General features: G+C 67.8%; 26 protein-coding genes and 1 pseudogene. 20 read left to right on the top strand and 7 right to left on the bottom strand.

Going from position 1 to position 26,664, the window contains the following annotated elements:
* Positions 1-12: 12 nt before the first annotated feature.
* Positions 13-660, bottom strand: a complete 648-nt coding sequence (locus tag P7B02_RS01755) for an OmpW/AlkL family protein (protein ID WP_277784577.1) — start codon at positions 658-660, stop codon at positions 13-15.
* A 168-nt stretch (positions 661-828) separates the two neighbouring features.
* Between P7B02_RS01755 and P7B02_RS01750 the strand changes: the two genes are divergently transcribed.
* From P7B02_RS01750 to P7B02_RS01735, 4 genes are all read left to right on the top strand, one after another.
* Entirely contained in the window at positions 829-957 is a 129-nt protein-coding gene (locus tag P7B02_RS01750; RefSeq protein ID WP_277784576.1) for a hypothetical protein, read from the top strand.
* Positions 958-1,138: 181 nt separating this feature from the next.
* Positions 1,139-2,602 (top strand): methyl-accepting chemotaxis protein, encoded by a 1,464-nt coding sequence (locus tag P7B02_RS01745; RefSeq protein WP_277784575.1) that lies wholly within the window; start codon positions 1,139-1,141, stop codon positions 2,600-2,602.
* Positions 2,603-2,629: 27 nt separating this feature from the next.
* The gene (locus P7B02_RS01740) at positions 2,630-3,616 is read left to right on the top strand and encodes a 2-hydroxyacid dehydrogenase (RefSeq protein ID WP_431355769.1); all 987 of its coding nucleotides are present in this window, start codon (positions 2,630-2,632) and stop codon (positions 3,614-3,616) included.
* A gap of 101 nt (positions 3,617-3,717) precedes the next feature.
* A complete protein-coding gene (locus tag P7B02_RS01735) occupies positions 3,718-4,155 on the top strand; it encodes a hypothetical protein (protein ID WP_277784573.1) in 438 nt (145 codons plus the stop codon).
* On the opposite strand, the gene P7B02_RS01730 is transcribed toward P7B02_RS01735, so the two are convergent.
* Complete coding sequence (locus P7B02_RS01730; protein ID WP_277784572.1) at positions 4,152-4,343, bottom strand: hypothetical protein; 192 nt, start codon at positions 4,341-4,343, stop codon at positions 4,152-4,154. The two genes, P7B02_RS01735 and P7B02_RS01730, sit on opposite strands and share 4 nt — an antisense overlap.
* A gap of 154 nt (positions 4,344-4,497) precedes the next feature.
* Between P7B02_RS01730 and P7B02_RS01725 the strand changes: the two genes are divergently transcribed.
* A complete protein-coding gene (locus P7B02_RS01725) occupies positions 4,498-5,874 on the top strand; it encodes a DUF6880 family protein (RefSeq protein WP_277784571.1) in 1,377 nt (458 codons plus the stop codon).
* On the opposite strand, the gene htpX is transcribed toward P7B02_RS01725, so the two are convergent.
* Positions 5,875-6,819, bottom strand: coding sequence for a zinc metalloprotease HtpX (htpX, locus tag P7B02_RS01720; protein WP_277784570.1), 945 nt, complete (start codon positions 6,817-6,819; stop codon positions 5,875-5,877).
* A 76-nt stretch (positions 6,820-6,895) separates the two neighbouring features.
* On the opposite strand from htpX, the gene P7B02_RS01715 reads away from it, so the two are divergent.
* Complete coding sequence (locus tag P7B02_RS01715; protein WP_277784569.1) at positions 6,896-8,353, top strand: AMP nucleosidase; 1,458 nt, start codon at positions 6,896-6,898, stop codon at positions 8,351-8,353.
* Here the strand turns inward: P7B02_RS01715 and P7B02_RS01710 are convergent.
* Positions 8,350-8,778, bottom strand: a complete 429-nt coding sequence (locus P7B02_RS01710; protein ID WP_277784568.1) for a helix-turn-helix domain-containing protein — start codon at positions 8,776-8,778, stop codon at positions 8,350-8,352. The two genes, P7B02_RS01715 and P7B02_RS01710, sit on opposite strands and share 4 nt — an antisense overlap.
* Before the next feature lie 143 nt (positions 8,779-8,921).
* Between P7B02_RS01710 and P7B02_RS01705 the strand changes: the two are divergent.
* From P7B02_RS01705 to P7B02_RS01655, 11 genes and pseudogenes are all read left to right on the top strand, one after another.
* Positions 8,922-9,068: pseudogene (locus P7B02_RS01705) on the top strand (sigma factor-like helix-turn-helix DNA-binding protein); the annotation flags it as partial.
* Positions 9,069-9,273: 205 nt separating this feature from the next.
* On the top strand, positions 9,274-9,573 hold the full coding sequence (locus P7B02_RS01700; RefSeq protein WP_277785177.1) for a hypothetical protein: 300 nt from the start codon (positions 9,274-9,276) through the stop codon (positions 9,571-9,573).
* A 175-nt stretch (positions 9,574-9,748) separates the two neighbouring features.
* Complete coding sequence (locus tag P7B02_RS01695) at positions 9,749-10,099, top strand: hypothetical protein (protein ID WP_277784567.1); 351 nt, start codon at positions 9,749-9,751, stop codon at positions 10,097-10,099.
* Positions 10,100-10,153: 54 nt separating this feature from the next.
* Entirely contained in the window at positions 10,154-10,597 is a 444-nt protein-coding gene (locus P7B02_RS01690; RefSeq protein WP_277784566.1) for a hypothetical protein, read from the top strand.
* A gap of 118 nt (positions 10,598-10,715) precedes the next feature.
* Entirely contained in the window at positions 10,716-12,146 is a 1,431-nt protein-coding gene (locus P7B02_RS01685) for an MFS transporter (protein ID WP_277784565.1), read from the top strand.
* Positions 12,147-12,237: 91 nt separating this feature from the next.
* On the top strand, positions 12,238-13,587 hold the full coding sequence (locus P7B02_RS01680; RefSeq protein ID WP_277784564.1) for an anthranilate synthase component I family protein: 1,350 nt from the start codon (positions 12,238-12,240) through the stop codon (positions 13,585-13,587).
* Entirely contained in the window at positions 13,584-14,351 is a 768-nt protein-coding gene (locus tag P7B02_RS01675) for an aminotransferase class IV (protein WP_277784563.1), read from the top strand. The genes P7B02_RS01680 and P7B02_RS01675 overlap by 4 nt, the downstream gene beginning before the upstream one ends.
* 111 nt (positions 14,352-14,462) lie before the next feature.
* Positions 14,463-15,929: a pyruvate kinase gene (gene pyk / locus P7B02_RS01670; protein WP_277784562.1), complete on the top strand. Its 1,467-nt coding sequence runs from the start codon at positions 14,463-14,465 to the stop codon at positions 15,927-15,929.
* Between the two features lie 801 nt (positions 15,930-16,730).
* Entirely contained in the window at positions 16,731-17,042 is a 312-nt protein-coding gene (locus P7B02_RS01665; RefSeq protein WP_277784561.1) for a ferritin, read from the top strand.
* A 62-nt stretch (positions 17,043-17,104) separates the two neighbouring features.
* Positions 17,105-17,599, top strand: coding sequence for a hypothetical protein (locus tag P7B02_RS01660; RefSeq protein WP_277784560.1), 495 nt, complete (start codon positions 17,105-17,107; stop codon positions 17,597-17,599).
* 148 nt (positions 17,600-17,747) lie between these two features.
* Positions 17,748-19,295, top strand: a complete 1,548-nt coding sequence (locus tag P7B02_RS01655) for an AAA family ATPase (RefSeq protein WP_277784559.1) — start codon at positions 17,748-17,750, stop codon at positions 19,293-19,295.
* Here the strand turns inward: P7B02_RS01655 and P7B02_RS01650 are convergent, their stop codons facing one another.
* The gene (locus P7B02_RS01650) at positions 19,296-19,907 is read right to left on the bottom strand and encodes a YceI family protein (RefSeq protein WP_277784558.1); all 612 of its coding nucleotides are present in this window, start codon (positions 19,905-19,907) and stop codon (positions 19,296-19,298) included.
* A gap of 162 nt (positions 19,908-20,069) precedes the next feature.
* Between P7B02_RS01650 and P7B02_RS01645 the strand changes: the two genes are divergently transcribed.
* A complete protein-coding gene (locus tag P7B02_RS01645) occupies positions 20,070-21,026 on the top strand; it encodes a pyridoxal-phosphate dependent enzyme (RefSeq protein WP_277784557.1) in 957 nt (318 codons plus the stop codon).
* On the opposite strand, the gene P7B02_RS01640 is transcribed toward P7B02_RS01645, so the two are convergent.
* Complete coding sequence (locus P7B02_RS01640; RefSeq protein ID WP_277784556.1) at positions 21,023-23,545, bottom strand: TonB-dependent receptor; 2,523 nt, start codon at positions 23,543-23,545, stop codon at positions 21,023-21,025. The two genes, P7B02_RS01645 and P7B02_RS01640, sit on opposite strands and share 4 nt — an antisense overlap.
* 321 nt (positions 23,546-23,866) lie before the next feature.
* Here P7B02_RS01640 and P7B02_RS01635 point away from each other — a divergent pair, with 321 nt between their 5' ends.
* Positions 23,867-25,249: a leucyl aminopeptidase family protein gene (locus P7B02_RS01635; RefSeq protein ID WP_277784555.1), complete on the top strand. Its 1,383-nt coding sequence runs from the start codon at positions 23,867-23,869 to the stop codon at positions 25,247-25,249.
* Positions 25,246-26,079 (top strand): NlpC/P60 family protein, encoded by an 834-nt coding sequence (locus tag P7B02_RS01630; RefSeq protein ID WP_277784554.1) that lies wholly within the window; start codon positions 25,246-25,248, stop codon positions 26,077-26,079. Before P7B02_RS01635 ends, P7B02_RS01630 begins: the two co-directional genes overlap by 4 nt.
* Here P7B02_RS01630 and P7B02_RS01625 read toward each other — a convergent pair.
* Complete coding sequence (locus P7B02_RS01625; protein ID WP_277784553.1) at positions 26,076-26,636, bottom strand: NADPH-dependent FMN reductase; 561 nt, start codon at positions 26,634-26,636, stop codon at positions 26,076-26,078. The genes P7B02_RS01630 and P7B02_RS01625 overlap by 4 nt on opposite strands.
* Positions 26,637-26,664 lie beyond the last annotated feature (28 nt).

The following is a 26,664-nucleotide window of genomic DNA, read 5'->3' as shown; positions in this document are numbered from 1 at the left end:
CCTGGGGGAGGACTAGAAACGGCGGCTGATGCCGGCTGACAGGACCCACGGATCCAGCTTCACATCGCTCTTCAGGGCGCCGTTGTTGATGTCGGCATCGGTGTCGAAGAACACCTTCTTGGCGTCCAGGTTCAGCGACCAGGGGCCCGACAGGGCCACGTCGGCGCCGGCCTGCAGGGCCCAGCCGATGCCGTTGTCCAGATCGACGTCGAAGCCGTTCTTGTTCTTGCCGCTGTAGAAGATCATGGCGTTGATCCCAGCGCCCACATAGGGGCTGAACTTGGCGGCCGGCATGGGGTGGTACTGCACGGTCACGACCGGCGGCAGCACCCAGGTCTTGTGAACCTCGACATCGGTGGCGCCGCCCTTGGCGCGGATCTCGTGCTGGGTGGTGCCGAGGATCGCCTCGACGGCGATCTTGTCGGTGAAGAAGTAGGTGAAGCCCAGCGTCGGCATGACGTCATCCTTGACGTCGACGTTCAGGCCGCTGGCGGCGCCGGCGGCGGTGGTGATGGCGTCATCGGCCTTGGTCATGACGCCGGTGGCGCGGGCGGTGACGACGAAGGCGCCGGCGGTCTTGGGCGTGAACTCCTGGGCGATGGCGGGCGCGGCCAGCGCGCTCGCGGCGAGGCCGGCGAGGAGGAGGGTCGTGGTCTTCATTTCTTTATCCCCTATGAGGGCCGGTCGCAGCCGGCGAAGGGACAATCGCGCTTGGGGCGAGGCTCGGCCTTGATGCGGCGCAAAGCCGGGGCGAACCCTGCTTGATCAAGGTCAAGGTCCTTGTCGGTCGGTCAAGTCACGCTGGACGTCTCATCTGGAGGAGACGTCATGTCCGTCATCGAAACCGCCTATCTCGCCCTTGTCGTGTTCGCCTTCACCGGCTTCGCCGCCGTGCTCGGCGGGGTGGTCGTCTACACCGCGACCGATCCGGCGAACCGCAAGCGACCCAAGCACTGACAAGGGGTTCTAAGCTCAACCACCGAGTGTAGCTGCGCCTGTCGAGAATGTCGGATTTCCGACATTTTCGCGGTTAACGGGTGCGTAACTAAGTTTAGCTCACCTTATGGTTGCAATCACGGGGCGATGTTTGGCGACGAGGGGCCGCCAGATCGAAACCGTGACGCCAAAGGGTGGATGGATGAAGCTGTTCGGGACCCGCAACGCCAGCGGCGACAGGAAGAACGAGCAGAATCTGGCTGGGATTATGGAGGCGATCAGTCGCTCCCAGGCCGTCATCGAGTTCAACCTCGACGGCACGATCATCACCGCCAATGAGAACTTCCTTGGGGCTCTGGGCTACAGCCTGGACGAAATCCAGGGACAGCATCACAGCATGTTCGTCGACCGCGTCGAGGCGGCCGGCGCCGACTATGCCGAGTTCTGGCGCACCCTGAACCGGGGCGACTTCTCGGCGCGGAAATACCGCCGCATCGCCAAGGGCGGGCGAGAGGTCTGGATCCAGGCCTCCTACAATCCGGTGCTCGACACCGAGGGGCGTCCGTACAAGGTCATCAAGCTGGCGGTGGACATCACCGAGGCCGAGCAGACCTTCGCCCGCAACGAAGCGGCGCGCCAACAGGCGGAGGCCGAACAGGCCCGGGTGGTCGAGGTGCTGGCCGACAGTCTGCGCCGCTTGGCGGAACGCGACCTCACCGCTTCGGTGGAGGCGGAGTTCAACGGCTCCTACCGCAAGCTGAAGGACGACTACAACCGAGCGGTTGAAAGCGTCCGCCAGACCCTGGCCTCGATCTCCGACGCCGCGGGCTCCCTGCGCACCGGAGCGGATGAAATCTCTCGGGCCTCGGACGATCTGTCCCGCCGCACCGAGCAGCAGGCCGCCTCGCTGGAGGAGACCGCCGCCGCCCTCGACGAGATCGCCGCCACCGTCAACCGCAGCGCAGAGGGCGCCCGCATGGCCTCCAGCCGCGCCTCCGACGCCCGCGCCGACGGTGAGCGTTCGGGCCAGGTGGTGCGCGAAGCCGTCAACGCCATGGGCCAGATCGAGAGCTCTTCCCGTGAGATCGCCCAGATCATCGGCGTGATCGACGAGATCGCCTTCCAGACCAACCTGCTGGCTCTGAACGCCGGCGTCGAAGCGGCGCGCGCCGGTGAAGCCGGCAAGGGCTTCGCCGTCGTCGCCTCCGAAGTGCGGGCTCTGGCTCAGCGCTCCGCCGAAGCGGCCAAGGAGATCAAGGCGCTCATCAACACCTCCACTGATCAGGTGGAGCACGGGGTGAAGCTGGTGGGCGAGACGGGCAGCGCCCTGTCAGGCATCGTCGCCAAGGTCGCCGAGATCGACAGCCTGCTGTCCGACATCGCCCGTTCCGCCCAGGAGCAGGCCACAGGCCTGCAGCAGGTGAACACCGCCGTGAACCAGATGGACCAGGTCACCCAGCAGAACGCCGCTATGGTGGAGCAGGCGACCGCCGCGGCCTCCAACCTCACCATGGAATCCCGCGAACTCGCCCGCCTTGTCGGCCAGTTCCGCACCGGCGGTGAAACCGGTGGCTGGGGACACGAAGAGGCGGGGCTCAACCCGGTGGCCGACGCCCGCAGCCGCCTGCGGGTCTTCGTCGGCGACGCCGGCCGCGCGGCGGGCTGACAAGGCGCGCCATTCCTTGCGAAGGTCATGGAGCCCGGCGCATGCGCCGGGCTCCTTGCTTTCGTGAGAGGAACACCGATGGCCGACGCGCTCCAAGAGATCCTGGTCTTGCGCCCGAGTTCGGAGTTCTTGGATCCGGCGCTTGATCGGGAATTCCACTGCCTGCGTCCCTATCTCGCGGCGGACCCGGACGCGGTCATCCGGGCCGCCAGCCATGTGACCGCCCTCGTCACCACCGGTTCATACGGCGTCCCCGACGCCCTGTGGTCATTGCTGCCCAATCTAGGGCTCGTCGCGGTGCATGGGGTCGGCCTGGATCGGGTCGATGTCCCGCGAGCCGAGGCTTTGGGCGTGCGGATCGCCACCACGCCCGACGCGCTTACAGATGACGTCGCCGACCTGGCCATCGGCCTCTGGCTGGCGGCGTCGCGGCGGATGGGAGAGGGCGAGCGTTATATCCGCGCGAGGGCCTGGCCCTCCACGCCGGCGCCGGCCCTGTCGGTGCGGGCGTCAGGACGGCGGGTGGGTGTCCTGGGCTTTGGCCGGATAGGCAAGGCCATCGCTGATCGAGCCCGGGTGTTCGCCAGCGAGGTGCGCTACTTCAACCGCTCAGCCGTGCCGGGGCGGGACGAGCAGGCCATGCCGACCCTGATCGAACTCGCGTCCTGGTCGGAAGTGCTGTTCGTCGCCGCCAGCAACGCACCTGGCAGTCGTCCATTGATCGACGGTCCAGTGCTGAAGGCGCTCGGCCCAGACGCCCTGCTGATCAATGTCGCCCGCGGGGCGGTGGTGGATGAGCCGGCCTTGGTCGAGGCGTTGAAGTTCGGGCGACTAGGCGGGGCCGGCCTTGATGTCTTCGCCGACGAGCCGAATGTGCCGGCGGACCTGCTTGCGCTCGACAACGTGGTGCTCCAGCCCCATCGCGGCAGCGCGACACGCGAGGGGCGCCAAGCCATGGCTGATGAGGTGCTGCAGGCCCTGCGCTCCCACTTCGAGTTGAGTCACTTGGATTGAGGGGCGGCTTTCGTTCAAGACGCCAGACGATCGTTCAGCGATCAGGGATCGAACCGGCGCGTTAAGAATTGAGTCCGGGTCATGACCTTCTGGAGGGGGCGATGATCTCGATCAGTTGGCTTCTCGCAGCAAGCCTTTCCGCCGCCGCCCCTGTGCAAGCGGTCAGTGTCGATGACGCCGCGCGTCAGGCCGTGTCCATCTCCGAAGCCCGTCACTCGATCATCGCGCCGTGCCTGGCCGCCAAGCCGGTGGTCGGTTCCGAGTTCTCGGGTCCGGTGCTTCAGGTCGTCGACGCGCAGACTCTTTGCGTGGCCTTGGGGACCGATCCGTCCCAGTGGGTTCAGGTGCGGCTGCCGCGTGGTCAGCGCGCCGAGACGCGCGGGGACCTGATGGCTGCCAGCTTCGCGCGCAATATCACCTGCCGGACCTTGCGCCGCGCCCAGGAAGGCGTGATCGCCGCCTGCGCGCTGGATGGCGAGAATGTCGGGCGTCTGACCCGCACGCGGGCGGTCAAGGCCGCGGGGCTCGACTGGCGCTAAGCCTGCTCGTCGCCGATCGCGCCAAGAACGGCCACCACGCCGGCGATCAGGCCGATGATGATCATCCCGACGCCGGCGGCGAGCATCCAGATCTTCTCGCCACGAAAGACAAGCGTCCCGCCTCCGCCGAGAAGGGAGAGGCTGACGATCCCACAGAGAATCAGTAGGAGCGTGGTGCGCTGAAGCATGATTCGCTTGTGTCACAAGCTTGACCTTGAGGGCGCTGCGACAGAACGTCTCATCAAGGAGCAAAAGTCCCTGTTGGAACAAGGGATTACGAAGGTTGCCGGGGAAGGCTGCCCAGCTTATGGCTGTATTGGAAAGCGTGACGAGAGGCCGGTTTTGAGCAACGCGCAAAAGGCCGCCGTGGCGGTGAAGAAGGCCGGTGCACGCAAGGCGCTGAACGCCGCCAATCTCGCCAAGCTGGGGCCCGAGCGCCTCGCCGTCCTGCTCATGGAGGTCGCGGAAGGCGGAGCATCCATCAAGCGCCGCTTGAAGCTGGAGCTTGCCGGCGAAGCCGGCGCCGGGGTCTTGGCCGCCGAGATCGCACGGCGCATCGATGCGATCGACGACAGCCGGGCGCGCATCAATTGGCGCAAGTATAAGGAATTCGTCCGGGACCTGGACGCTCATCGTCAGGCGATCGCCGGCCGTCTGGCTGAGCTTGATCCGGACCTTGCGCTTGATCTGATTGTCCGGCTGATCGGTCTTTCAGCCAGTCTCGCCACGCGCATCAAGGACACCAAGGGTGAGCTGGCCGAGGTGTTCTCCGAGGCCGTGACCGACGCGGCCGAGATCGCGCCCAAGGCGACGCTCGCCGATGCGGGCCTATTGGCCGACCGGCTGTTCGATATCGTGCATCACGCGCCGGCCGGAATGGCCTTGCCGCTGCTTCGAGCCACGGCGCCCGCCCTGCACGGCGCGGCACTGGCCGATCTGCGCGGACGGTTGGAGACGGTGGCGCGCGGGCGCGGCGCCACGCGCGCGTGGCGTTCGGCCGCCCAGATTCTCGCCGACGCGCAGGGCGACGTGGACGGCTTCATCGCCCTGTTCTCGCCGACAGAGGCTGTGTTGCCCCCCGTCGGAGCGCAGATCGCGCGCCGGCTGCTAGGCGCCGGTCGTCTGGGCGAGGCCCGCAAAGCCTTGGATCGTTCGACCCCCGAACGCTCCGCCGCCGGTGATCCCGGAGCCATGGACTGGACCCAGGTCCGCATCGAGGTGCTTGAGGGGCTGGGCGACGCCGAGGGCGCGCAGGCCGCGCGGTGGGCCAGTTTCGAACGCGATCTCGACGCCGGGGTGCTGCGCGCCTATCTGCGCCGGCTGCCCGAGTTCGACGACGTTGAGGCCGAGGACCGCGCCATGGACCTGGCGCTGGATCATCGCGATGTCCACGCCGCCCTGGGCTTCCTGCTCGACTGGCCCAAGTTCGACCTTGCGGCGCGGTTGGTGGCCGAGCGGGGCGACAGCCTTTCAGGCGCTAAGTGGGAGCTGTTGGAGCGCGGGGCTCGCGCCCTGGAAGGACGCTACCCGCTCGCCGCCACGCTTCTGCTGCGCGCCATGATCTGGGACGTGGTCCGCCATGCCGACACCGAGCGCTACGCCCAGGCCAAGCGATGGATGCTGGAGGCGGCGTCGCTGTCCGTCGTCCTCACGGATGACGGCGGATACGAGAGCCACGAGGAATTCGCCGAACGCGTCGCCAGGATGCGCCGCTGGTAGTTACGAGCCCCAAGGGTCCTTGCGGGTCACCGGCACAGCCGTGCCCGACGTCCTCGGGACAGCGGTCGCCGCCGGGCGGCGCGGCGGGCCGGAGCGCCCGGCCAGCTCCATCAGGGCGGCCACGCGGTTGTGGGTCGCCGGGTGGGTGGAGAACAGGTTGTCGGCGCCTTCGCCAGCCAGCGGGTTGATGATGAACATTTGGCCCGTGGCGGGATTGCGCTCCGCCGTCTCGTTGACCATGCCGCCGCGGGCATAAGCCTCGATCTTGCTCAGGGCGTCGGCAAGAGCCTGCGGGTCTCCGCTGATCTCGGCGCCGCCGCGGTCGGCCTCGTATTCGCGGCCTCGGCTGATCGCCATCTGCACCAGGGCGGCGGCGATGGGCGCCAGGATGGCGAGCAGGATCGAGCCGATCATGCCCATGGGGCGGTCGCGGTCGCCGCCGAAGAAAAAGGCGATGTTGGCCAGGGCCGAGATGGCGCCGGCGATGGTCGCGGTGACCGTCATGGTCAGGGTGTCGCGATGCTTCACGTGCGCCAGCTCGTGCGCCATCACGCCCCGGATCTCCCGGCGGTCCAGCAGGCGCAGCAAACCCACCGTGGCGGCCACGGCGGCGTTCTCGGGGTTGCGGCCAGTGGCGAAGGCGTTCGGCTGCTCCTGGGCGATCACATAGACCTTCGGGCGCGGCATGCCGGCTTGGTCGGCCATGGCCAGGGTGTCGAGGACGTAGTTGCGAACCATCGGATCGGGATCGTGCGCATCGACCTCCCGCGCGCCGTACATGCGCAGGACGATCTTGTCGGCGTTCCAATAGCTGATCAGGTTCATGGCGCCGCCAAGCGCCAGGGCGATCAGCATGCCGGCCGCTCCGCCGATCATGTAGCCGGCGACCACGAAGATGGCGGTCATGGCCGCCAGAAGCATGAAGGTGCGAAGAGTGTTGCGCATGAGGTGTTATGTGGCCTCGCCCAGCAGGCGCGCAAGGCCGTCTCGCTTGTGTCGCGCGGCGCCGCTATAAGACGCCATGACTGAGCATGAAAAAATCGCAGCCGCCATCGTAGAGCGGCTTTCCCAGACCTACCAGCAATCGGTTGAATCCCTGCGCGGGGCCTTGCGGGCCTATCTGCGCGAAGGCGTGACGCCCGACGCCGAGCTGCGCGCCGACGGCGCCTTCACCTATCCCGAACTGCGCATCACCTATGGCGAGGCCGACGCCCATCCTCGGCTGACCCGCGCCTATGCGCGTCTGTCGCGCCCGGGAACCTATGCGGTGACGGTGACGCGTCCGGACCTCTACGCCGAGTACCTGACCGAGCAGCTCGCCCTGCTGATCGCCGACTACGGCGTGCGGGTCGACGTGGCGCGTTCGACGCAGGAGATCCCGTTCCCCTATGTGCTGGACGGCGCCGCGGACATGGCCCTGGCGGACGTCACCGCCCAGGCGCTGGCCCGGCACTTCCCGACCACGGAGCTCGCCTTCATCGGCGACGAGGTGGTGGACGGCATGTTCGAGCCGTTGTTCGACGAGCCGCGGCCTCTGGCCCTCTTCGACGGCCTGCGGACCGACTACTCCCTGGCGCGGCTGAAGCACTATACGGGCGCTCCGCCGGAGCACACCCAGCGCTACATCCTGTTCACGAACTACCATCGCTACGTCGACGAGTTCGTGCGCTGGGGCCTGGACGAACTGGCCCGCGAAGGCAGCCCGTACATCGCCCTGTCGGGGGCCGGCGGCGTCTATGTCACCAAGGAGACCAAGGACCCCGATCAGGTGATCGCCGCCAGCGCCTGGCGCCGCCACCAGATGCCGGCCTATCACCTGATCGCCGAGGACGGCCGCGGTGTGTCGCTGGTCAACATCGGCGTCGGCCCGTCCAACGCCAAGACCATCACCGACCACCTGGCGGTGCTGCGTCCCGAAGCCTGGCTGATGATCGGCCACTGCGGCGGCCTGCGTCCCAGCCAGACCATCGGCGACTACGTCCTGGCCCACGCCTATCTGCGCGACGACCATGTGCTGGACGACGTGCTGCCGCCGGAGGTGCCGATCCCGGCCCTGGCCGAGGTGCAGCGCGCGCTCTACGACGCAGCCAAGCAGGTGACCGGCGAGAGTGGCGCGGACCTGAAGCGCCGCCTGCGCACCGGCACAGTGGTCACCACGGACGACCGGAACTGGGAGCTGCGCTACACGCTCAGCGCCCTGCGCTTCAACCAGAGCCGAGCGGTCGCCATCGACATGGAGTCGGCGACCATCGCCGCCCAGGGCTATCGTTTCCGCGTGCCCTACGGGACGCTGCTCTGCGTGTCGGACAAGCCGCTGCACGGGGAGATCAAGCTGCCCGGCCAGGCCAACGCTTTTTATGAGCGCGCCATCGGCCAGCATCTGCAGATCGGCCTGGCAACCATCGAGCTGTTGAAGGCCGAGGGGACGAACCTGCACTCGCGCAAGCTGCGGGCCTTCGACGAGCCGCCTTTCCGCTAAGCGCGGGGCTCCGGCTCGTCCTCGACCATGGAGCGGATCAGCTCGGCCACGCGCTTGCGTTGGCGAGCCGTGCGGATCTGCGGAAACCACAGCGCGATGTCGCTGCTTTCCGCGGTCTGCAGGAAGGCGGTCAGGTCAGGCGCGGGCGGCACGTCTGGCGACTTGGCGTCTGTCGCCTCGAGGCCTTCGAAGAAGGCGCTGACCGGCGTCTCGAGCAGGCGGGCGATCTGATAGAGCTTGGACGCGCTGACCCGATTGGCTGCCCGCTCGTACTTCTGCACCTGCTGATAGGTGAGGCCGAGCGATTCCGCGAGCTGCTCCTGGTTCACGCCTCGGGCCCGCCGCACCTGCCGGATGCGGGCGCCTACATGTCCGTCGACGGGGTCGGCGGTCGTCCGATCATCCTTGTGCGCGGTCTCGTGCATGGTCTTCGGAGATACGCGTCAAAAGTGTGCAATGCAAGTTCAACAACTGAGTGTGCGTTTACAACAACTGCATCGCCTTTCCCCTAGGCAGCCGCGCCTCCTTCTGATTGCTTGATTGAGATCAACAAGCTTCACAATCGGAGATGGCGATGGCGTCAACGCGCCCCGATCTTGAACGCATCGCTCGGCTGACCGAAGGCGAGCGCGCATGCCTCCGGCTCGTCTATCAGCACTACAGCTCCAAGCAGATCGCCCGTCGGCTGGACCTGTCGAAATCGACCATCGACAAGCGTCTGGTGCGGGCCAAGCAGGTGCTCGGCGCCGCCGACCGTTTTGAGGCGGCGCGGTTTCTCGCTGCTGCGGAAGGTGCGCCGGACGGTGCAATCGAATTGCAATCCAACCCGATGGCACTGGCCCAATCCGGTCTCGCCCATTTCCCATCGCCGGGTGGCGACGTGAGGGCGCATGCCGAATCGGACGGGTCTGGAAAATCCCATGGAGACGTATCTTCGCAGCGAACTTCAGAGGCTGCGGGAGGAGTGGAGCGGTCTGGTCACCCAGGCTCCGCCGCTTCCGGTCTTCGACTGGGAGGCTCTGAAGGAGGTCCTGCTCGATCATACCCATACGCCGGTCCACGAGATGGTGGTCAGGGGAGCCTTGGCGGCGGTGCTGAAGCAAGCGCCGTTCATGACCCCCGAGCTTCTCCTGCAGAACATTCTGGTCGTGGCGCACAGCGCCTTGGATCAGGACTTCGCGGCGGGGCTCGAGGACGGACCGGAGGCGCCGATGACCTGAGCCTCATCGCCAAGCTCGGCGTCTTGGCGGCCGCGGCGATCGCGCTGGTGCTTCTGCTGGCGGCGACCTCAGGCGCCTTGAACATCCTCAATCGACTCTGCGTCGCCACGTCCGTCTGCGAGTGGCCCGCTCGACCCTAACTCCCGCGCCGGACCGGCGCCCAAGGACACACAATATGAGCATGGATATTCGTGAGGCTGCGGCTCTTGAGATCGCCGCCGCCCTCTTCGCTGGCGAAGAAGCGCTCGACAATTCGCTGGCCAGCGTGGCTGCGGTCATGTCGCGTTTTCCCGCCACGAGGTCTCGCGCGGGGCTGAGCATCGCTCACGGACAGCAGATGCTGGAAGCGGCTGGTGAAGTGACCGTCCTGCTCACCGAGGCTCGCGCCAAGCTTTGGACCCTGCATAAGAAGCTCGAGGCGACCCAGCGCCAAGTCGGCCTTGGACACGTGGCGTTCGGGCCGACCGAGAAGCCTGACTTCGGTCAAGTGCCGGTTCAAGCGCGAGGCGAAGAGCAGGCGGCCTGATCTTCCCCAATTGTCGGGGCCGGGCCATCCTGGTCCCGACACATGGGGGCTGCTTTGATTGCTTTGATTTCGTCGATCCTATGGATCGTGCTGCTGCTGATCGCCTGCGGGCTTTCGGCGCGACGGGGCGGGTTGGCCGAACGCGGCGCCACCCTCGGCGCCTTTACGGCCTGGGCCGTATCCCTGCTTGTCTACAGTCGAAGCTGGTCCGCGCCGCAGTACGCCACGGCTGTCACCGACGCCCTTCTGATGGTTCTGCTGACGGCGTTGTGGCTCCGCACCCACAAGCACTGGCTGGTCGTCGCCGCTGGAGCTCAGTTGGTCGCGGTCGCCATCCATGTGGTCTTCGCGTTCTCCGCTGGCTCGCTTTGGCCGCCAACCTATCTGACGGCGCTGCAGCTGACCTACTGGGTGGTCGTGATCGCCATCTTCTGGGGGGTCTTCAAGCGGTGGAGCGCCAGGGCTGTGCCGCCGACAGCCCAAATCGGAGACCGTTGACATAATTCTGAAATCTGGGAGGTCGGTCGCCTTTTGCGAGTGACAACCCGGCGATCTGGCGTAGCTTCACGCGCCTTGACGATCCGCACGTAGACGGAGCGCAAGGGGAGAGGGAACGATGAGCGACAGCCGCGCCGCGTTGGCGGCGGGATCGACCGTGGATGGCCGAGGACTGTCGCGCGGAGCCTTGAGCTGGGCCCTGTTCCAGGGCGCGCGGGATCCGTATGTGATCCTCGTCACCATCTACATTTTCAGCCCATACTTCGCGAACGTCATGGTCGGCGATCCGGTGCGGGGGCAGGCGATGGTCGCCGATATCGGGATGACCTACGGCCTGATCGCCGCAATCACGGGGCCGCTGCTCGGCGCGGCCGTCGACCGATCTGGTGCGCGAAAGCCGCTGCTGGCGCTGATGGTCGGACTGATGGTTCCGCTGATCGCCTGTCTGTGGTTCGCCGCGCCGGACGGTTCAGCTCTGCCGATCGCCGGCGTGGCGATGATCCTCATCGCCGTGGGTGTCCTGTTCGCCTGGAACGAGGTGCTGCACAACGCCCTGCTCGGTCAGGCTGCTGGTCCGCGGCAGGCGGCGCACGCCTCCGGTCTCGCCCTGGCGCTGGGCAGCGCCTGCTCGGTGGCCATGTTGCTCTTCGTGCTGTGGGCCTTCGCTCTGCCGGGGCGCGTGGACTGGAGCTTCATTCCGGCGGCGCCGCTGTTCGGTCTCGATCCCGGAGCGCACGAGCCGGATCGCATCGTGGGACCGCTCGTGGCTGCGTTCATGGCGCTCGCCTCGCTGCCCCTATTCTTCTTTACGCGCGACGTGGCGGCCACGGATGTTCATCCATTGCGGGCGCTGCGCAGCAGCTTGCGTGAGGTGATCGCCACGGTGCGGGGACTGCGCGCGCATCGCGACGCCGCCGTCTTCCTGGCCGCGCGCATGATCTATACCGACGGCATGACCGCCTTGCTGCTGTTCGGCGGCGTCTATGCGGCGGGCGTCATGCGGTGGGGCGTGTTGGAGATGCTGGCTTTCGGCATCTGCCTCAGCCTCTTCGGCGCGGCGGGGGGCATCCTGGCCGGATGGTTCGACACTCTTTTCGGGCCCAAGCGGGCGGTGCAGGTTGAGATCCTAGGCGCGGTGATTTGCCTGACCGCGCAGCTCGGCATGGCGCGGGACCGCCTGCTGTTCGTCCTGCCGTTCGACACGGCTTCGCCGGCCCTTTGGAATGGTCCGATGTTCCGGACTCTGCCGGAGGTGATTTATCTCGCCCTGGGCTGCGGCGTGGCGGTTTTCGTCACCGGCTCCTACGCCTCCAGCCGGACCCTGATGGTCCGCTTGGCGCCGCCGGAGCGGGCGGCGGCCTTTTTCGGTCTCTACGCCTTGTCCGGCACGGTCACCATGTGGTTGGGCTCCATGCTGGTGAAGTTCGCCACGGCGGCTTTCGACAGCCAGCGCGCGGGATTCATGCCTATCGCGCTGTTACTGCTCGCCGGACTGGCGGGCACCGCCTTCATACGCGGCGGCGGCCCGCTGGAGCGGCGCGACGCGTGAAACGTGATGAGAGTCAAAAGAGGGCTCTTGCCTTGCCGTCCAAGGCGAAGCTTTGTGCGCGGCCCGGTCGGTAACCTTAAGGGAAGGCGCGATGCAGGCCATTTCGATCCTGGCGTTCCCCTGGCGCGAGCCGGCGGCTGTGCTGTGCGCCTTCGCCGAGGAGCCGTTCGCCATGGGACTGCTGTCGGGCGGCGGCGGCGCGCATGGCCGGTGGTCCTATGTCCTGCGTCAGCCGGATCGCACCGCCGTCCTCCACGCCGGGGACGAAGGGGATGCCGCCGCCATCCTGCGGAATCTGCTTGGCGAGGCGTTGCCGCACGATCCGTCCGGGCCGCCGTTCCAGGGCGGGGTGGCGGGACTCGCCGCCTATGAGCTGGGTGCGCGTTTCGAGCCGGTAGATCTGCCTCGGGATCGCCACTGGCCGGATCTGTCTGTCGGCCGCTATCCGGCGTTTCTGGCTTTCGATCACGCCGCCAAACGTGTGCTGGCGGTGGGGCGGGGCGAGAACGCCGCCCGCGCGGAGGCCTGCGCCCAACAGGCCGGCGACTGGCTGAACGGTGTGGAGCATGCGCCGGTCACGGGCGCCTTGGCCGAGGATTTCACACCCTTGCAGGCGCCGCAGGCCTACGAGCATGCGGTGGCGGAGGTGGTCGGCCGTATCGTCGAGGGCGAGCTCTTTCAGGCGAATATCGCACGCGGCTGGAGCGGGCGTCTGGCGGCCAGGGTCCGGCCGTTCGACGTCATCCGCCGGCTGTCGAGTGACAGCCCCGCGCCGTTCGCGGCCTATCTGCGCTTGCCGGGGGCGGCTGTGGTGTCCAACTCGCCGGAACGCTTCCTGGCCTCCAGCGCCGGCGGCTATCGCGTCGAGACGCGGCCTATCAAGGGCACCCGTCCGCGCGGCCGCACGCCGGATGAGGATGAGGCGCTGATCGAGGACCTGCGCGGCAGCGCCAAGGACCGCGCCGAAAACCTGATGATCGTCGACCTGATGCGCAACGATCTGGCGCGGGTCTGCGCGCCGGGCGCGGTCGCGGCGCCGGAGCTGTTCCGCATCGAGAGCTTCGCCAACGTCCATCATCTGGTCTCCACCGTGACGGGCCGCTTGGCGCAGGGCCTGACCGCCATAGACCTGCTGCGCGCCGCCTTCCCGCCGGGGTCGATCACCGGTGCGCCTAAGGTGCAGGCCATGAGGGTGATCTCGGGACTGGAAGCGCCGCGCGGGCCCTATTGCGGCTCGATGTTCTGGGCCGGCTTCGACGGGGCGCTGGATTCCAGCGTGCTGATCCGCACCCTGGCCTTCGTCGAGGATGACGCCGGCTGGCGTTTCGAGGCGCGGGCGGGCGCTGGCATCGTGGCCGACAGCGATCCCGCTGCGGAGCGGCAGGAGACCGAAGACAAGATCAGCGCCCTGCGCCGGGCCCTCACGGAGACGTCCGCATGATCCCCGTCGACGACCGGGGGCTTCTGCTCGGCGACGGTCTTTTCGAGACGATGCTCGCCGTCGATGGACGGATGGAGCACTGGGCCGCGCACTGGGCCCGATTGTCTGCGGGCTGCGCCACCCTGGGCTTGCCGCTTCCCGACGAGTTCCAGACCCGGGTGGCCTGCACCAACGCCTTGGCGACGGCGCTTCTGAACAAGGGGCGGGCGGCTGTGCGCCTCACGCTCACCGCGGGCTCGGGCGGGCGGGGGCTGGAGCGTCCGGCGGCGATCACGGCGCGAGTCTTCGTCACTGTCGCCTCCGCGCCGGACGCGGTGCTGGCGCCGGCCAAGCTGGTCACCAGCCATGTGCGCCGGAACGAAGGCTCGCCGGCCTCCCGCCTGAAGTCCCTCGCCTATCTCGACAACGTCCTTGCACGTCGGGAGGCCCTGGCCGCCGGCGGCGACGAGGCGTTGATGCTGAACAATCGCGGTGAGCCGGCCTGCGCCTCGGCGGCGAACATCTTCTGGATCATCGGCGGCAAGCTGGTCACCCCGGCCCTGGAGTGCGGCGTGCTTGCCGGCACAACCCGGGCGCGGGTCATCGAGCAGGCCGGACGGATCGGGACAGAGGTGGTCGAGGGGCGTTTCACGCCGGAGGCTTTGCGCGGCTGCGATGGGGCTTTCATCACAAATAGTTTGATCGGTCTGCGCGCGATCTCACGCCTCGATGGCGCATCGCTCCCGGCTCACCGGCTTTTCGGCGCGATCGCAGCCGCGCTTTGACGCAACATGTTGCGCTGCAACAGGATTGGGCTGTCATCTTGTCGTGCTTGACGTAGCGTGACGGCTGGTCGATCAACCGGGCCTCCCACCTTCTGAAAGCCGAAGAGCCTCATGACTCGATCCGTCCGCTCGCCCCGCATCTCCCGCGACCGCCGGACCAAGATCGTCGCCACATTGGGCCCGGCCAGCGCCGATCCGAAGGTGATCGAGAGCTTGTTCAAGGCGGGCGTCGACGTCTTCCGCCTGAACTTCAGCCACGGCGACCACGCAGACCACGCCGCGCGGCTTGAGACCATCCGGGCGCTGGAGGCGCGTTATCGCCGCCCCATCGGCGTGCTGGCCGACATCCAGGGCCCGAAGCTGCGCATCGGGCGCTTCCAGGCAGGGCATGTGGTCCTGGCCAACGGCCGCCCGTTCCGCCTCGACTTCGACCCGACGCCGGGCAACCTCGACCGGGTGAACCTGCCCCACCCGGAGATCATCTCCGCCGCACAGATCGGCATGCGTCTGCTGTTGGATGACGGCAAGGTCCAGCTGCGGGTCACCCGCGTGGCTCCCGATCACCTGCAGACCGAGGTGATCGTCGGCGGCCGCCTTTCGGATCGCAAGGGCGTCAACGTGCCTGACGTGGCCCTCGACATCGCCGCCCTGACCCAGAAGGACCGCGCCGACCTGGCCTTCGCCCTGGAGGCCGGCGTCGATTTCGTGGGCCTGTCCTTCGTGCAGAGCGCGCGCGACGTGATCGAGGCGCGCGAGATCATCGGCGACCGCGCCTGGATCGTCTCCAAGATCGAAAAGCCGCAGGCCCTCGCTGACCTGGAGGCCATCGTCGAACTGTCGGACGGCGTCATGGTCGCCCGCGGCGATCTGGGCGTGGAGTTGCCGCCGGAAGAAGTGCCGCTGGCCCAGAAGCGCATCGTCTCGGTGTCCACCCGCCTGGGCAAGCCGGTGATCGTCGCGACCCAGATGCTGGAGAGCATGATCTCCGCCCCGACCCCGACCCGCGCCGAGGCCTCCGACGTGGCTGGCGCCGTATTCGACGGCACGGACGCCGTGATGCTTTCAGCCGAGACCGCCGCAGGTCAGTTCCCCATCGAAGCCGTCAGCGTCATGAGCCGCATCCTGGCGCGCGTGGAGCGTGACGAAGGGTGGCGGACCCTGACCGACCGCCGCCGCTCCAAGCCCGAGCGCAGCTCCAGCGACGCCATCGCGGCCGCCGCCCGCCAGGTGGCCGAGGCCATCGAGGCCGCCGCCATCGTCGCCTACACCCAGACCGGCGGCTCGGCCCTGCGCATCTCGCGTGAGCGTCCGTTGCGTCCTGTGGTCGCCGTCTCGCCGGTGATCAACACCGGCCGCCGTCTGGCCCTGGCCTGGGGTGTCGAGGCGGTGGATGTGCCGCCGGTCGAGCGCATGACCGACGCGGTGGTGCAGGCTTGCGAAACCGCCCGCCGCCAAGGCCTGGCGGCCCTGCATGATGAGATCGTCGTGGTCGCCGGCGTGCCCTTCGGCACCGCGGGCGGCACCAACGCCTTGCGTGTCGCCAAGGTCGGCGCACGGGCGATCCGCGAAGAGGACTAGTCCGGATCGATATTCGGTCTTTTTACTCCACCTCCTCGTCCGTGCGGCGGGGATCCGGACGCGGCTCGGATTCTGGTGACGGGGCCGCGGGTATCGTCTGCAGCCGTAGGTGCGTCGGGGTTTGAGCTTCGCGTGATGGGCTCTTGTCTTTCCCTTCCCCCTCAATGGGGGAAGGGCAGGGATGGGGGTGATGCGACGGTTGGGTTCTGTGTGGCTGAGCTTCAGCAATCACCCTCACCCTCGATCCCTCTCCCATCAAGGGAGAGGGAGGCGCGCGGAAACACCCCCACGGGCGAGAACCCGCAAGGTTGGAAGGGCGGCGGAGCGGCCTGACCTTTGTCAGGCGGTGAAGTTTTTGGAGTGCCGGGTTCGACGCAGGTCGTTCCGCTCGCACGGTCATTATCCGGGAGCTGTCGGTAGGCAGCGCTCTTAGCGCTTAGCCGACGAAGCCTCCGACGGGCGGGTGGGATCAGCGTTCCCAGCCCCGGACCGCGTGAGTAACCCCCTCACGCCTGTTGCGCGCCGCCGATGTCTTGCCGCTTTGGGGCAAGAGCAGTGTCCGGACAGGGATTGCTCCCGCGTTCTCACCACCGACGGTCGCGCTTCCCGCTCGACCGCATCCCCTCCACGACACAGCGCTGGCCGCGCGCCCTTCCCGTGATGGGAACGGATGAAGAGTACGGGAGGAAAGATGGGGGCGGATAATTCGCCGCCTGTCCCCTCTGGAATGTCGATCCGAACTTGTCCAAGCGGAGCCGTGAGGCGTGTCGGGCGTTGTGGTGGTCCAAGACGGAGACCCCGATGCCTGACAATTCCACCGACCTGCACGTGCCGCGCGAGAGCCTGCAGAAGAAGACCCTGCACCTGCATTACGCCATCGCCTCCCTCATGGAGGAGCTGGAGGCGGTCGACTGGTACCGCCAGCGTGCGGACGACACCGACGATGAAGAGCTGAAGAAGATCCTCCTGCACAATGCGCGGGAGGAGATCGAGCACGCGGCCATGGCTCTGGAATGGATCCGTCGCAACGACGCCGAATTCGACGCCCAGCTTCGCGAGTACCTGTTCGTCGAGGGCTCCATCACGGAGCACGAGGAAGAGGTCGAAGGCTGATTTCTATTTTACAGATGTAATCAATTCCGCCAGGCTGCGTTCGTGGCTTGGCGGGAGAGATCATGTCGCGGCTTTGGGTCCTGGCGTCCTGCGCGTTCGCCCTGCTTGGCGGTTGCCGCCAGGAGACCGCCATCGAGCGGCTGAGCCGCGACGCCGACGCGCAAAATCCGCCCAGGCTTTGGTCCGTCGCCGTGATGAAGAACGGGGAGGAGGCCGCCAAGGTCACTCTGTGCGCCAGCGCCGAGATGAAAGAGGGCTTCGAGCGCATGGTTCCGATGCACGAAGGCAAGGCCTGCGCCCTCAATGATCAGCCGGAGTTCCTGCCCAACCGCGTGAAGATCCGCTGCATCGCCGACAACCGCCCTATGCTGGTGGAGAATTTCACGGCCGGAGATCGGGACAAGGATTTCTCGGTCTATATGCGGATGCGCAGCCTCGACGGCGGCGAGATCGTGCGCGAGCAGACGCGCCGCTATCGCCTGATCGGGGATTGCCCAGAAGGCTGGCGGGCGGGCTGGAGCAGCGACCGAAAGGGCCGCGTCGTGCCCGCGAGCTGACGGATGCGACGTTTCGCGCAAGGCTTGGCGCGGCGCCGTTCAGAGGTCGTTAATCATAATGGCCAAAGTGTTCGAGCTATCCGGCGGAATGCGCTGGAACCGTCGGGGCGGGCCGGCGGATCGCGCAAGGGGCGAGCTTCATACTCCGATGACGTCGCGCTCGGCCGACTCCAATCTGTTCGACGACGAGTTCACGCCGCCGCCCGCCGCGCCGTGGGACGACGCTTTCGACCACAAGCCGTCGCCGGACCCGCAGGTGCAAGCCGCGGAGCCGGTCGAAGCGCCGCAAGCGGAGGAGCCCTTCGCGGACTTCCCTGCCGCCGAGCGGGATGAAGACCTCGGTCAATGGACTGCTGAAGCGGATGCGGACTGGGCGTTCGACGCGCCTCCGGCGGAAGCGGCGGAAAGCGCCTGGGACGATGATTTCGACCCCTATGACTCGGCCAATCCCGTCGGCGACCTCATCGCCGATGTAGAGCAGGTCATGGCCGCGCCGGTGGAGCTGGCGCCGCCCGCCAAGGCGGCGATCCACGCCTTCTATCTGTTGCCGCGCACGGGCGGCCTGATCGAAGCGGCGACGGCGGATCGGCGTCTGAACGGACTGGCCGCCGATGTCCGGATAGGTGGTCTGGCGGCCGCGCTGGAGCACTACGCCGTTCATCCGCCGCCGCCGCTCATCCTGGTCGAAAGCAGCGAGGCGCCCGCACGCCTTCTGTCGATGGTCGAGGAGCTGCGCCGCCTGTGCGGTTCAGCCGTGAAGCTGATCGTGCTCGGCGAGGCCAATGACATCGGCCTGTTCCGTCAACTGAAGCGCGCCGGCGCGGATGACTATCTGCCCAGCATCGCCGAAGAGGCCGCGCTCGCGGACGCGATCGCCGACCTGCGCCTCGACCGCGCTCTGGCCAAGGCTGGCCGTCAGATCGCTTTCATCGGGGCTCGCGGCGGGGTTGGCGCCTCCACCCTGGCGCACAACTTCGCCTACGTGCTGGCTGAACGCCTGCAGTCGGACGCCCTGCTGGCGGACTTCGACCTGGCCTTCGGCACCGCTGGCCTGGACTTCGACAAGGATCCGCTCAAGAGCGTGGCGGACGCGCTGTCGTCGCCGGACAAGCTCGACGCCGACACGCTCGACCAGATGCTGGTGAAGTGCTCAGAGCGGCTGTCCCTGTTCGGCGCGCCCGCTCGCCTGGATCAGGACTACGAGATCGCGGCCGACGCTTTTAGCGCTGTCCTGGACAAGGTGAAGACCGCCGCCTCGACTATCGTGCTCGACATGCCGACGGCCTGGAGCGCCTGGAAGCGTCAGGCCCTGATCGGGGCGGACGAGGTGGTGCTGGTGGCGACCCCCGATCTCACCGCCCTGCGCAACGCCAAGAACCTGCTGGACCTGCTGCGGCAGTCACGCCCCCGCGCCATGCAGCCGCGCTTGGTGCTCAATCAGGTGGGTGTCCCGGGGCGGCCGGAGATACCGGTCAAGGACTTCTGCGAGGCCCTGGGCGTGAAAGCCTCGCTGGTCCTGCCGTTCGAGCCGCGCCTGTTCGGTGACGCGGCCAATCACAGCCGGATGGTCAGCCAGATCGCGCCGGACTCGAAGGCGGCGCGAGGCATCGAGCAACTGGCCTGGACCCTGAGCCGGCGAGAACCCCCGCCGGCCCAGAAGCCCGCCTTCCTGGCGTCCTTGCTCAAGCGGCGATGATCAGGCCGCCGGCTTGATCTGATCGAACTCGATGTCGATTTGAATCTCGACCTCGTCGCCGATCGGCCCTTGCAGGGCGGTGAAGCCAAAGTCGCTGCGCTTGATGGTGGTTTCGGCCTCGAAGCCCAGTTTGGCCGCGCCGCGCGACTGCACCGAACCGCCGAAGTCCACATCCAGCGTCACCGGCTTGGTCACGCCCATGAAGGTCAGGTCGCCAGTCACCTTGCCTTCGTCGGCGTCGTCCATGGTGATCGACTTGGAGACGAAGGTGATGGTCGGGAACTGGGCCGTCTTCATGAACTTCTCGCCGCTCAGCTCCTCGGCGAAGCCGGCGACGTTGGTGGTGATGGACTTCGGATCGATCGTCACCGACAGGGCCGACTTGGTCGGGTCCTGGGCGTTCCACTTCAGGGTCCCTTCCAGCTTGTCGAAGCGGAAGACGCTCTTGGACACGCCGCCCATATGGCCGACGCGCGCGATCAGGGCGGCGTGGCGGGCGTCGAGCTTGTAGTCGCCGGTGGGGGCGGCGGCCGGGTTCTTGTCAGGCGCGGCCAGGGCCGGCGTCGCGACGAGGATGGCGGCGGCGAGAGCGAAAGAGGCGGCTCGGATCATCGGGGGAAAGTCCTTCTGCATCTGGGGCTGTTATCGAACCAGCAAAACGCCGGTTGGGGTAGGGGGCTGTGCGCCTGCACGGCGCCGTTGTGCGCAAAATCTGAGGAGACGACCGGCGCGGCCAAGGCTAGCAAGATGCATCACTCTGTTTAGGGCCGCTGCATGACCGACCTTCCCGTCTCGTTCGACGATATCCGCGCGGCGGCCGACCGCATCGCGCCCTTCGTCCATCGCACGCCGGTCCTGCATTCGCATCGGCTGGACGAGATTCTGGGCGGGCGGGTGTTCTTCAAGTGCGAGAACCTCCAGCGCATCGGCGCCTTCAAGGCGCGCGGGGCGCACAACGCGGTTTTCTCGCTCAGCGACGCCGAGGCGGCCAAGGGCGTGGTGACCCACTCCTCCGGCAACCACGCCGCGGCTCTGGCCCTGGCGGCGCGCAATCGCGGGATCGCCGCCCACATCGTCATGCCCAGCAATGCTCCTAAGGCGAAGGTGGAGTCGGTGAAGCGTCTCGGCGGCCAGATCGTCTTCTGCGAGCCGACCGTGGCCGCGCGCGAGGCCGCGTGTGGCAAGATCATGGATGAGACCGGCGCCGAGCTGGTTCATCCCTATGACGACTCCCGCGTGATCGCCGGGCAGGGGACGGCGGCTCTGGAGCTGCTGGCGGAATGCCCCGATCTGGATGTCATCACCGCGCCCGTGGGCGGGGGCGGCCTGATGTCCGGCACAGCGATCACCGCCCGGGCGGTCAAGCCTTCGATCCGCATCGTCGCCACCGAGCCGGCTCAGGCCGACGACGCCTGGCGCTCCTGGACGGCCAGGGAATGGACGGTCGGCGACCCGGCGAACACCATCGCCGACGGTCTGCGCACGACCCTGGGCCAGCGCGGGTTCGTGATCCTGAACGCCCTGCTCGACGATTTCGTCACGGTCAGCGAGGACGGCATCAAGGACGCCATGCGTCTGGTCTGGGAAGTGCTGAAGATCGTCATCGAGCCGAGCAGCGCCGTGCCGGTCGCGGCCCTGCTGGAGCGCAAGCTGAACCTGCAGGGGGCCTCCGCCGGCGTCATCCTCACCGGCGGCAATGTCGATCTCGATCATCTTCCCTGGCAGGCCTAGGGCCTCGGCATACGCTGCTGGCCCGTGGCGCCCGGCAGGCGCGGAGCCGGCGGCGGCGGGGTGAAGAACAGCTTGCGGAAGCTGATGCGCACCTGACGGCCCAGGGGATCCTGATAGTCCGGCTGGAAGTTGATCGGCGTCTCGCCGCTGGCGGTCTGCACCTGCTGGCGGGCGTCGAAGACGTTGTCCACCGACAGCGACACGCGCGCGCCGCGCAGCCAGGGGTTCTGACGCGCCCACGGCTGGGCCCCGAGGTCCGCGAAGACGCGCACGTTGAACGTCGTCAGGTCCTCGAACTCCAGGTCGCCGAGGCGCGAACCCTCCACCGTCGTGCCGCTCTGCCAGCGGGCGTTCATCGCCACGCCCAGGCCATTGCGCGAGGCGTTGGCCTGCAGGTCGATCTGGTGACGCGGCTGGCCGCCGCTGTTGCCCAGGGCGTCCCCATCCAGCAGATCGAGCGTCGGGGCGCCGGGGCGGATGAAGATCTCGTCCTGCAGGCGCAGGGTGTGGAACACGCCGAGCTGCAGGTTGCCGCCGCCGCCGCGCGGGCCGAAGCCGCCAGGGCCGCCGAAGCCGCCGCCTGGACCAAAGCGAGGTCCGCCGCCTTCGGGACGCGGTCCATCCTGCGGGGGCTGCGGTGGTTGGTCGCCGCCCTGGCGCTGTCCGGCGCCCTGGCCGCGATTGGCTCCGCCCGCTGCGTTGGCGGCGTTGTTGTTGGTCAGGGCCTTGCGCCAGGTGAAGCCCCAGCGGAGCTCCTCGGTCTCGCGCCGGTCGAAGTTGATCGGGCGGCTGTCGATCTGCAGCAGCCGGCCTTCGGCGTCACGGATGAAGCGCTCGGGGAAGGCGGCCTCGATCTGGTTGCTGGCTGACGGGAAGGACGCCACCAGGTCCTTGGTCTCGGTCCGCACCCAGTTGGCGTTGATCGTCAGATCGGTCTCGGTGAAAGGCTTCAGGGTGAGGCCGAGCTTGATGATGTTGCGGTTGGCGGCGTCGAGACCGGGGGCGCCGCCCTCGATCCGCGTGACTTCCACCGTCTCGCCCCGCACGAAGTCGAAGACCCGCGCGCCGGGGGTGACCAGGACGGGCGCGCCCAACTGTTCAATCGACGGTGCGTTCTCTTCGTCGGTGACCGAGGCAATCACCCGCAGGGGCTTGATGGGCGACCAGTTCAGGCCGTAGCCGATGGCGGTCAGGGTGCCGAAGTCTGACAACTCGTCGGCGGCGAAGTTGAAGTTGGCCGACAGGTCGCCGAGGGCCGCGCGGACCTCCTTGTTCCGGCTGGCCAGGGGCACATCGATATTGGCCTGGAAGCTGCCCGTGTCGCGACCGAGGTCGCCGGTGGACAGCACGCCGGCGCGCAGCGCGCGCGTCTCGACGTTCGAGGTGGCGAGCCCGGCCTTCAGGGTGGTCGACACCGCCCCGGCGTCCAGGTCCATCAAGACGCCGTTGGCCGTCAGCTCCGCGTCGGCCGACAGGGTCACCGAGCGGGACTTGTCGCGATAGCTGACGCCGGCCACTTCGCGGTCGGTCTTGTTGAGATTGTCGTTGTGGTCGGCGTTGCCGGTCAGCGACCACATCCAGCCCTTGTAGGCTCCGGTGAGCGAGCCGCCGGCATGGGCTGCGAAGCCGTCCGCCGTCCTGCGAAGAGCGCGGGGATCGGCCAAGGCGAAAGGATCGACCGGGTTCAGGTTGCCGCCGTCCGCCAGGCCCAGCAGGCTGACATTGCGGCTGGCGTCGAGCGAGCCGTTCAGGCTGGCGGACAGGCCCTCCTTCAGCGGGCGCGCCAGCACGGCGGTCAGGGTCACGCTCTCGGAATCGGGCTGCAGGGTGCGGTAGTTCGCGTCGCCTTCGGTGTTGGCGATGTCGCGGTCGCTTTCGAGGATGTCGTTGGTCTTGGACACCTTGGCGTCCACCATCAGACGCCGCTCGCGCTGGATCTGCAGGCGGTTGGCCTTGGCTTCAAACACCTCGCCTTCGCCCTGGGTCGGGGTCTTCACCGCGCCCTCGACGGTGAGCGCACGGAAGCGGTTGCGCAGAACCATGTTGATGACCCGCTGGTCGGCCCGATAGCCGTACTTCAGCGACACCTCTTCCGGCAGGATATCGACCCGCATGATGGCTTCGGTGGGGAAATCGCGGATTTCCTGGAAGCTGGCGATGCGCTGGCCGTTGACCAGGATGATCGGCCGGCCGCTGCCGCGCCCGCTGGTGGTCTGGGGCGACAGGGCGGTGATCAGCTCGGAGACGTTGCTGACCCCATAGGCGCGGATGTCGCGCGGGGTGAGCTGCAGCTCGGGCGGGATGTCGCCGACCACCGCGCCGGGCTCCTTGCGGCTGGAGGTGACCACCAGGGCTTCGACTTCGGTCTCGTCGGCGTACTCGTCAGGGGCGGCCTGCGCCGCGGCCGCCGATTGCGCGGGTGGGGCGGGTTCAGCCGTCTGCGCCCAGGCGGGGCTGGTGAGGCTGAGCAGGGTCAGGACGGAAGCGCCGGTGACGAGGCGCTGACGAGTACGAGACAAGTTTCGATGCTCCTTGGAGCGTTGGTGCGTGCGCCCGGGAGCGCGGGGAGAAAGCCAGGCGAGCCTGATCGGCTTCCTGATGCGGGGCTGACGTTGCAACGGGATTTCAGGGTTGTTTCAACCTGATGATCCCCTGGCCGCTGACGGACACAATTCCTGCGGTGAAGCTTCGTTCAGCGTCGCCGTTGAAATAACAGCACCATGGCGATTTCACGTCCGGTCGCGGATGGTTGCGGCGGAAGTTCCCGCGACACATCTTGTTCGTTCCTCGCGCGCCCGGCTTCAACGACGCGTTAAGCATAAATCCGTGGTGTGAGCCGCATGTCTGAAAGCCTGATCGCCGCCGCCGAAGGGACCGTCCTCCCGGTCCACGCCCTGCGCCCCGCGCAGCTTGAGAGCTTCCTGAAAGGCGCGCCGCCCTTCGTGGCAGGCTACGCCGCCCTGAAGGAGTTCAAGGCCAAGGCCGGACAGGTCCTGACCGTGCCGGGGCAGGACGGCGCCCTGGCCATCGCCCTGCTGGGTCTCGGCGAGACTGGCGGCGCATCGAGCTTCCGCGCTCTCGGCGCCGCTCTGCCTGCCGGCGACTATCGTGTGGAGACGGCGCCGACGGACCTGGATCATCCGCAGGCGGCCCTGGCCTTCGCCTTGGGGACCTACCGCTTCGACCGTTATCGCAAAGCGCGCGAAGCCGGCCCCCGGCTGGTGACGGAGGGCGTTGATCTGGATGAGCTACATGCCGTGGCGCACGCCTGCGCCCTGGCCCGCGACATGGTCAACACGCCGGCCAACGACATGGGCCCGCTGCAGATCGAGACCATCGCCCGCGAGATCGCCGAGAAGCACGGCGCGCAGTTCACCGTGGTGGTCGGCGACGACCTGCTGGCCCAGAACTATCCGGCGGTCCATGCGGTCGGCCGCGCGGCCCATCCCGACCGCGCCCCCCGCATGATCGAGCTGGCCTGGGGCGATCCAAAGCATCCCGTGGTCGCCATCGTCGGCAAGGGCGTGGTGTTCGACACTGGCGGCCTCGACATCAAGCCGTCTGGCGGCATGCGCCTGATGAAGAAGGACATGGGCGGCGCCGCCCACGCCCTGGCGCTGGGCCGCATGGTCATGGCGGCGGGCCTGAAGGTGCGGCTGCACGTCCTGCTGCCGGTGGTGGAGAACGCCATCAGCGGCGACGCCATGCGCCCCGGCGACGTGCTGCAGACCCGCAAGGGCCTGACGGTGGAGGTCGGCAACACCGACGCGGAAGGACGCCTGATCCTGGCCGACGCCCTGACCCGGGCGGAGGAGCTGTCGCCCGTTCTGACCATCGACATGGCCACCCTGACCGGCGCCGCGCGCGTGGCCCTGGGGCCGCAGGTGATCCCGTTCTACACGGCCGATGATGATCTGGCGGGTGACCTCGCCGCCGCCGCCAGGGCCGTGGATGATCCGCTGTGGCGCATGCCTCTGTGGGCCGGCTACGAGGACGCCCTGGACGGCGACATCGCCGACCTGAAGAACGACCCCGACGCCTGGGCTCAGGCGGGCTCGGTGACCGCGGCCCTGTTCCTGCAGCGCTTCGCCCCGGCGGAGGGAAGCTGGGTCCACTTCGACATCTTCGCCTGGAATCCGAAGGCGCGGCCGGGCCATCCGTCGGGCGCCGCCGCCCAGGCGGTCCGCGCCCTCTACGCCGTTCTCAAGGGGCGTTACGCATGACCTTCGATCCGCGCCTGACCCTGGCCCGCTCCGACCTCGCCGCCATCGGCCTGGAAGGCCTGGTGCGCGCCGACCTGTTCGCCGAGCCGCGCCGCATGGTGGTGACCAAGGCCTCCGCCGCCCTGCGCAAGGCGCCGGCCAACGACGCCGAGCAGTGGGACCAGCTTCTGTTCGGCGAGGCCTTCGATGTGCTGGAGGAGGCCGGCGGCTTCTGCTGGGGCCAGGCGGCGCGCGACGGCTATGTAGGGTTCGTGGAGAGCGCGGCGCTGGGGCCGGTCGGAGAGCCGGCGACCCATCGCGTCTCAGCCATCCGAACCTATGCGTTCAGCAAGCCAGACATCAAGAGCAAGCCTCTGGGGCTGTTCTCTCTCAACGCTCTCGTGACCATTGAGGCGCGGGAGGGCCGCTTCGCCAGGGCGGCCGACGCGGGCTGGTTCGTGGAGGCGCACCTTGCGCCGCTGGGCGAGTTCGACAGCGATCCGGCGGCCGTGGCCGAGCGCTTCATCGGCGCGCCGTATCAGTGGGGCGGCCGCGAAAGCCTGGGGCTCGATTGCTCGGGTCTGGTGCAGCAGGCGCTCTACGCCTGCGGCCGCAGCTGTCCGCGCGACACCGACATGCAGGCGGCGGGCCTTGGCGAGCCGATCACCCAGGACCAACTGCGCCGCGGCGACCTCGTCTTCTGGAAGGGCCACGTGGTGATGATGCTGGACGAGACCCGCATCATCCACGCCAACGCCCACTTCATGGACGTGACCATCGAGCCGCTGGCCGATGCGCTTTCACGCATTGGCGCGATCTATGGCCCGCCGACGGCGTTCCGCAGGCCTTAAGCCGTCTTCTCGATCCAGGCGGCGAAGGCGGCCATGAAGCTGGTGAAGAAGGCGCGGGTGTCGTCCTTCACCAGTTCGCCGCTCTCGTCGAACAGGGTGGCGGAGCCGCCCACATAGGCTTCGGGCTGCTGCAGGACCGGCATATTCAGGAACACAAGGGACTGACGCAGGTGATGGTTGGCGCCGAAGGCCGCCAGGGCGCCCGGCGACTGGCTGACGATGGCGGCCGGCTTGCCGCTGAAGGCGCTCTTGCCATAGGGGCGTGAGCCCACGTCGATCGCGTTCTTCAGCGCCCCGGGGACGGAGCGGTTGAACTCCGGCGTCACGAACAGCACCGCGTCGGCGGCGGCGATCTGCTGGCGGAATTCAGTCCAGGCAGCGGGAAGAGGGCCTTCCTCTTCCAGGTCCTGATTGTAGTGGGGCAGGTCGCCGATCTCGACGATCTTGAGGGTCAGGTTGTCGGGCGCGAGTGCGGCCAGGGTGTGGGCGATCTTGCGGCTCAGCGACGCCTTGCGGAGGCTGCCGACGATGACGGCGACGGTGCGGGCTTGGGTCATGAGAGAGGCGTTCCTTCTACGCGAACTG

It is taken from the genome of Caulobacter segnis (genome assembly GCF_029543125.1).
Classification (GTDB): domain Bacteria; phylum Pseudomonadota; class Alphaproteobacteria; order Caulobacterales; family Caulobacteraceae; genus Caulobacter; species Caulobacter segnis_D.
The sequence above is the reverse complement of the archived record's forward strand: the minus strand, read 5'-3'. Positions and strand labels throughout refer to the sequence as shown.

Coding starts and splice junctions, on each gene's coding strand:
- P7B02_RS01625 (WP_277784553.1), bottom strand. CDS start 26,636: ATGACCCAAGCCCGCACCGTCGCCGTCATCGTCGGCAGCCTCCGCAAG.
- P7B02_RS01715 (WP_277784569.1), top strand. CDS start 6,896: ATGACTGAGCATGAAAAAATCGCAGCCGCCATCGTAGAGCGGCTTTCC.
- P7B02_RS01635 (WP_277784555.1), top strand. CDS start 23,867: ATGTCTGAAAGCCTGATCGCCGCCGCCGAAGGGACCGTCCTCCCGGTC.
- P7B02_RS01680 (WP_277784564.1), top strand. CDS start 12,238: ATGCAGGCCATTTCGATCCTGGCGTTCCCCTGGCGCGAGCCGGCGGCT.
- P7B02_RS01755 (WP_277784577.1), bottom strand. CDS start 660: ATGAAGACCACGACCCTCCTCCTCGCCGGCCTCGCCGCGAGCGCGCTG.
- pyk (WP_277784562.1), top strand. CDS start 14,463: ATGACTCGATCCGTCCGCTCGCCCCGCATCTCCCGCGACCGCCGGACC.
- P7B02_RS01665 (WP_277784561.1), top strand. CDS start 16,731: ATGCCTGACAATTCCACCGACCTGCACGTGCCGCGCGAGAGCCTGCAG.
- P7B02_RS01645 (WP_277784557.1), top strand. CDS start 20,070: ATGACCGACCTTCCCGTCTCGTTCGACGATATCCGCGCGGCGGCCGAC.
- P7B02_RS01655 (WP_277784559.1), top strand. CDS start 17,748: ATGACGTCGCGCTCGGCCGACTCCAATCTGTTCGACGACGAGTTCACG.
- P7B02_RS01710 (WP_277784568.1), bottom strand. CDS start 8,778: ATGCACGAGACCGCGCACAAGGATGATCGGACGACCGCCGACCCCGTC.
- P7B02_RS01735 (WP_277784573.1), top strand. CDS start 3,718: ATGATCTCGATCAGTTGGCTTCTCGCAGCAAGCCTTTCCGCCGCCGCC.
- P7B02_RS01630 (WP_277784554.1), top strand. CDS start 25,246: ATGACCTTCGATCCGCGCCTGACCCTGGCCCGCTCCGACCTCGCCGCC.
- P7B02_RS01675 (WP_277784563.1), top strand. CDS start 13,584: ATGATCCCCGTCGACGACCGGGGGCTTCTGCTCGGCGACGGTCTTTTC.
- P7B02_RS01730 (WP_277784572.1), bottom strand. CDS start 4,343: ATGCTTCAGCGCACCACGCTCCTACTGATTCTCTGTGGGATCGTCAGC.
- htpX (WP_277784570.1), bottom strand. CDS start 6,819: ATGCGCAACACTCTTCGCACCTTCATGCTTCTGGCGGCCATGACCGCC.
- P7B02_RS01685 (WP_277784565.1), top strand. CDS start 10,716: ATGAGCGACAGCCGCGCCGCGTTGGCGGCGGGATCGACCGTGGATGGC.
- P7B02_RS01740 (WP_431355769.1), top strand. CDS start 2,630: ATGGAGCCCGGCGCATGCGCCGGGCTCCTTGCTTTCGTGAGAGGAACA.
- P7B02_RS01745 (WP_277784575.1), top strand. CDS start 1,139: ATGAAGCTGTTCGGGACCCGCAACGCCAGCGGCGACAGGAAGAACGAG.
- P7B02_RS01695 (WP_277784567.1), top strand. CDS start 9,749: ATGAGCATGGATATTCGTGAGGCTGCGGCTCTTGAGATCGCCGCCGCC.
- P7B02_RS01650 (WP_277784558.1), bottom strand. CDS start 19,907: ATGATCCGAGCCGCCTCTTTCGCTCTCGCCGCCGCCATCCTCGTCGCG.
- P7B02_RS01750 (WP_277784576.1), top strand. CDS start 829: ATGTCCGTCATCGAAACCGCCTATCTCGCCCTTGTCGTGTTCGCCTTC.
- P7B02_RS01660 (WP_277784560.1), top strand. CDS start 17,105: ATGTCGCGGCTTTGGGTCCTGGCGTCCTGCGCGTTCGCCCTGCTTGGC.
- P7B02_RS01700 (WP_277785177.1), top strand. CDS start 9,274: ATGGAGACGTATCTTCGCAGCGAACTTCAGAGGCTGCGGGAGGAGTGG.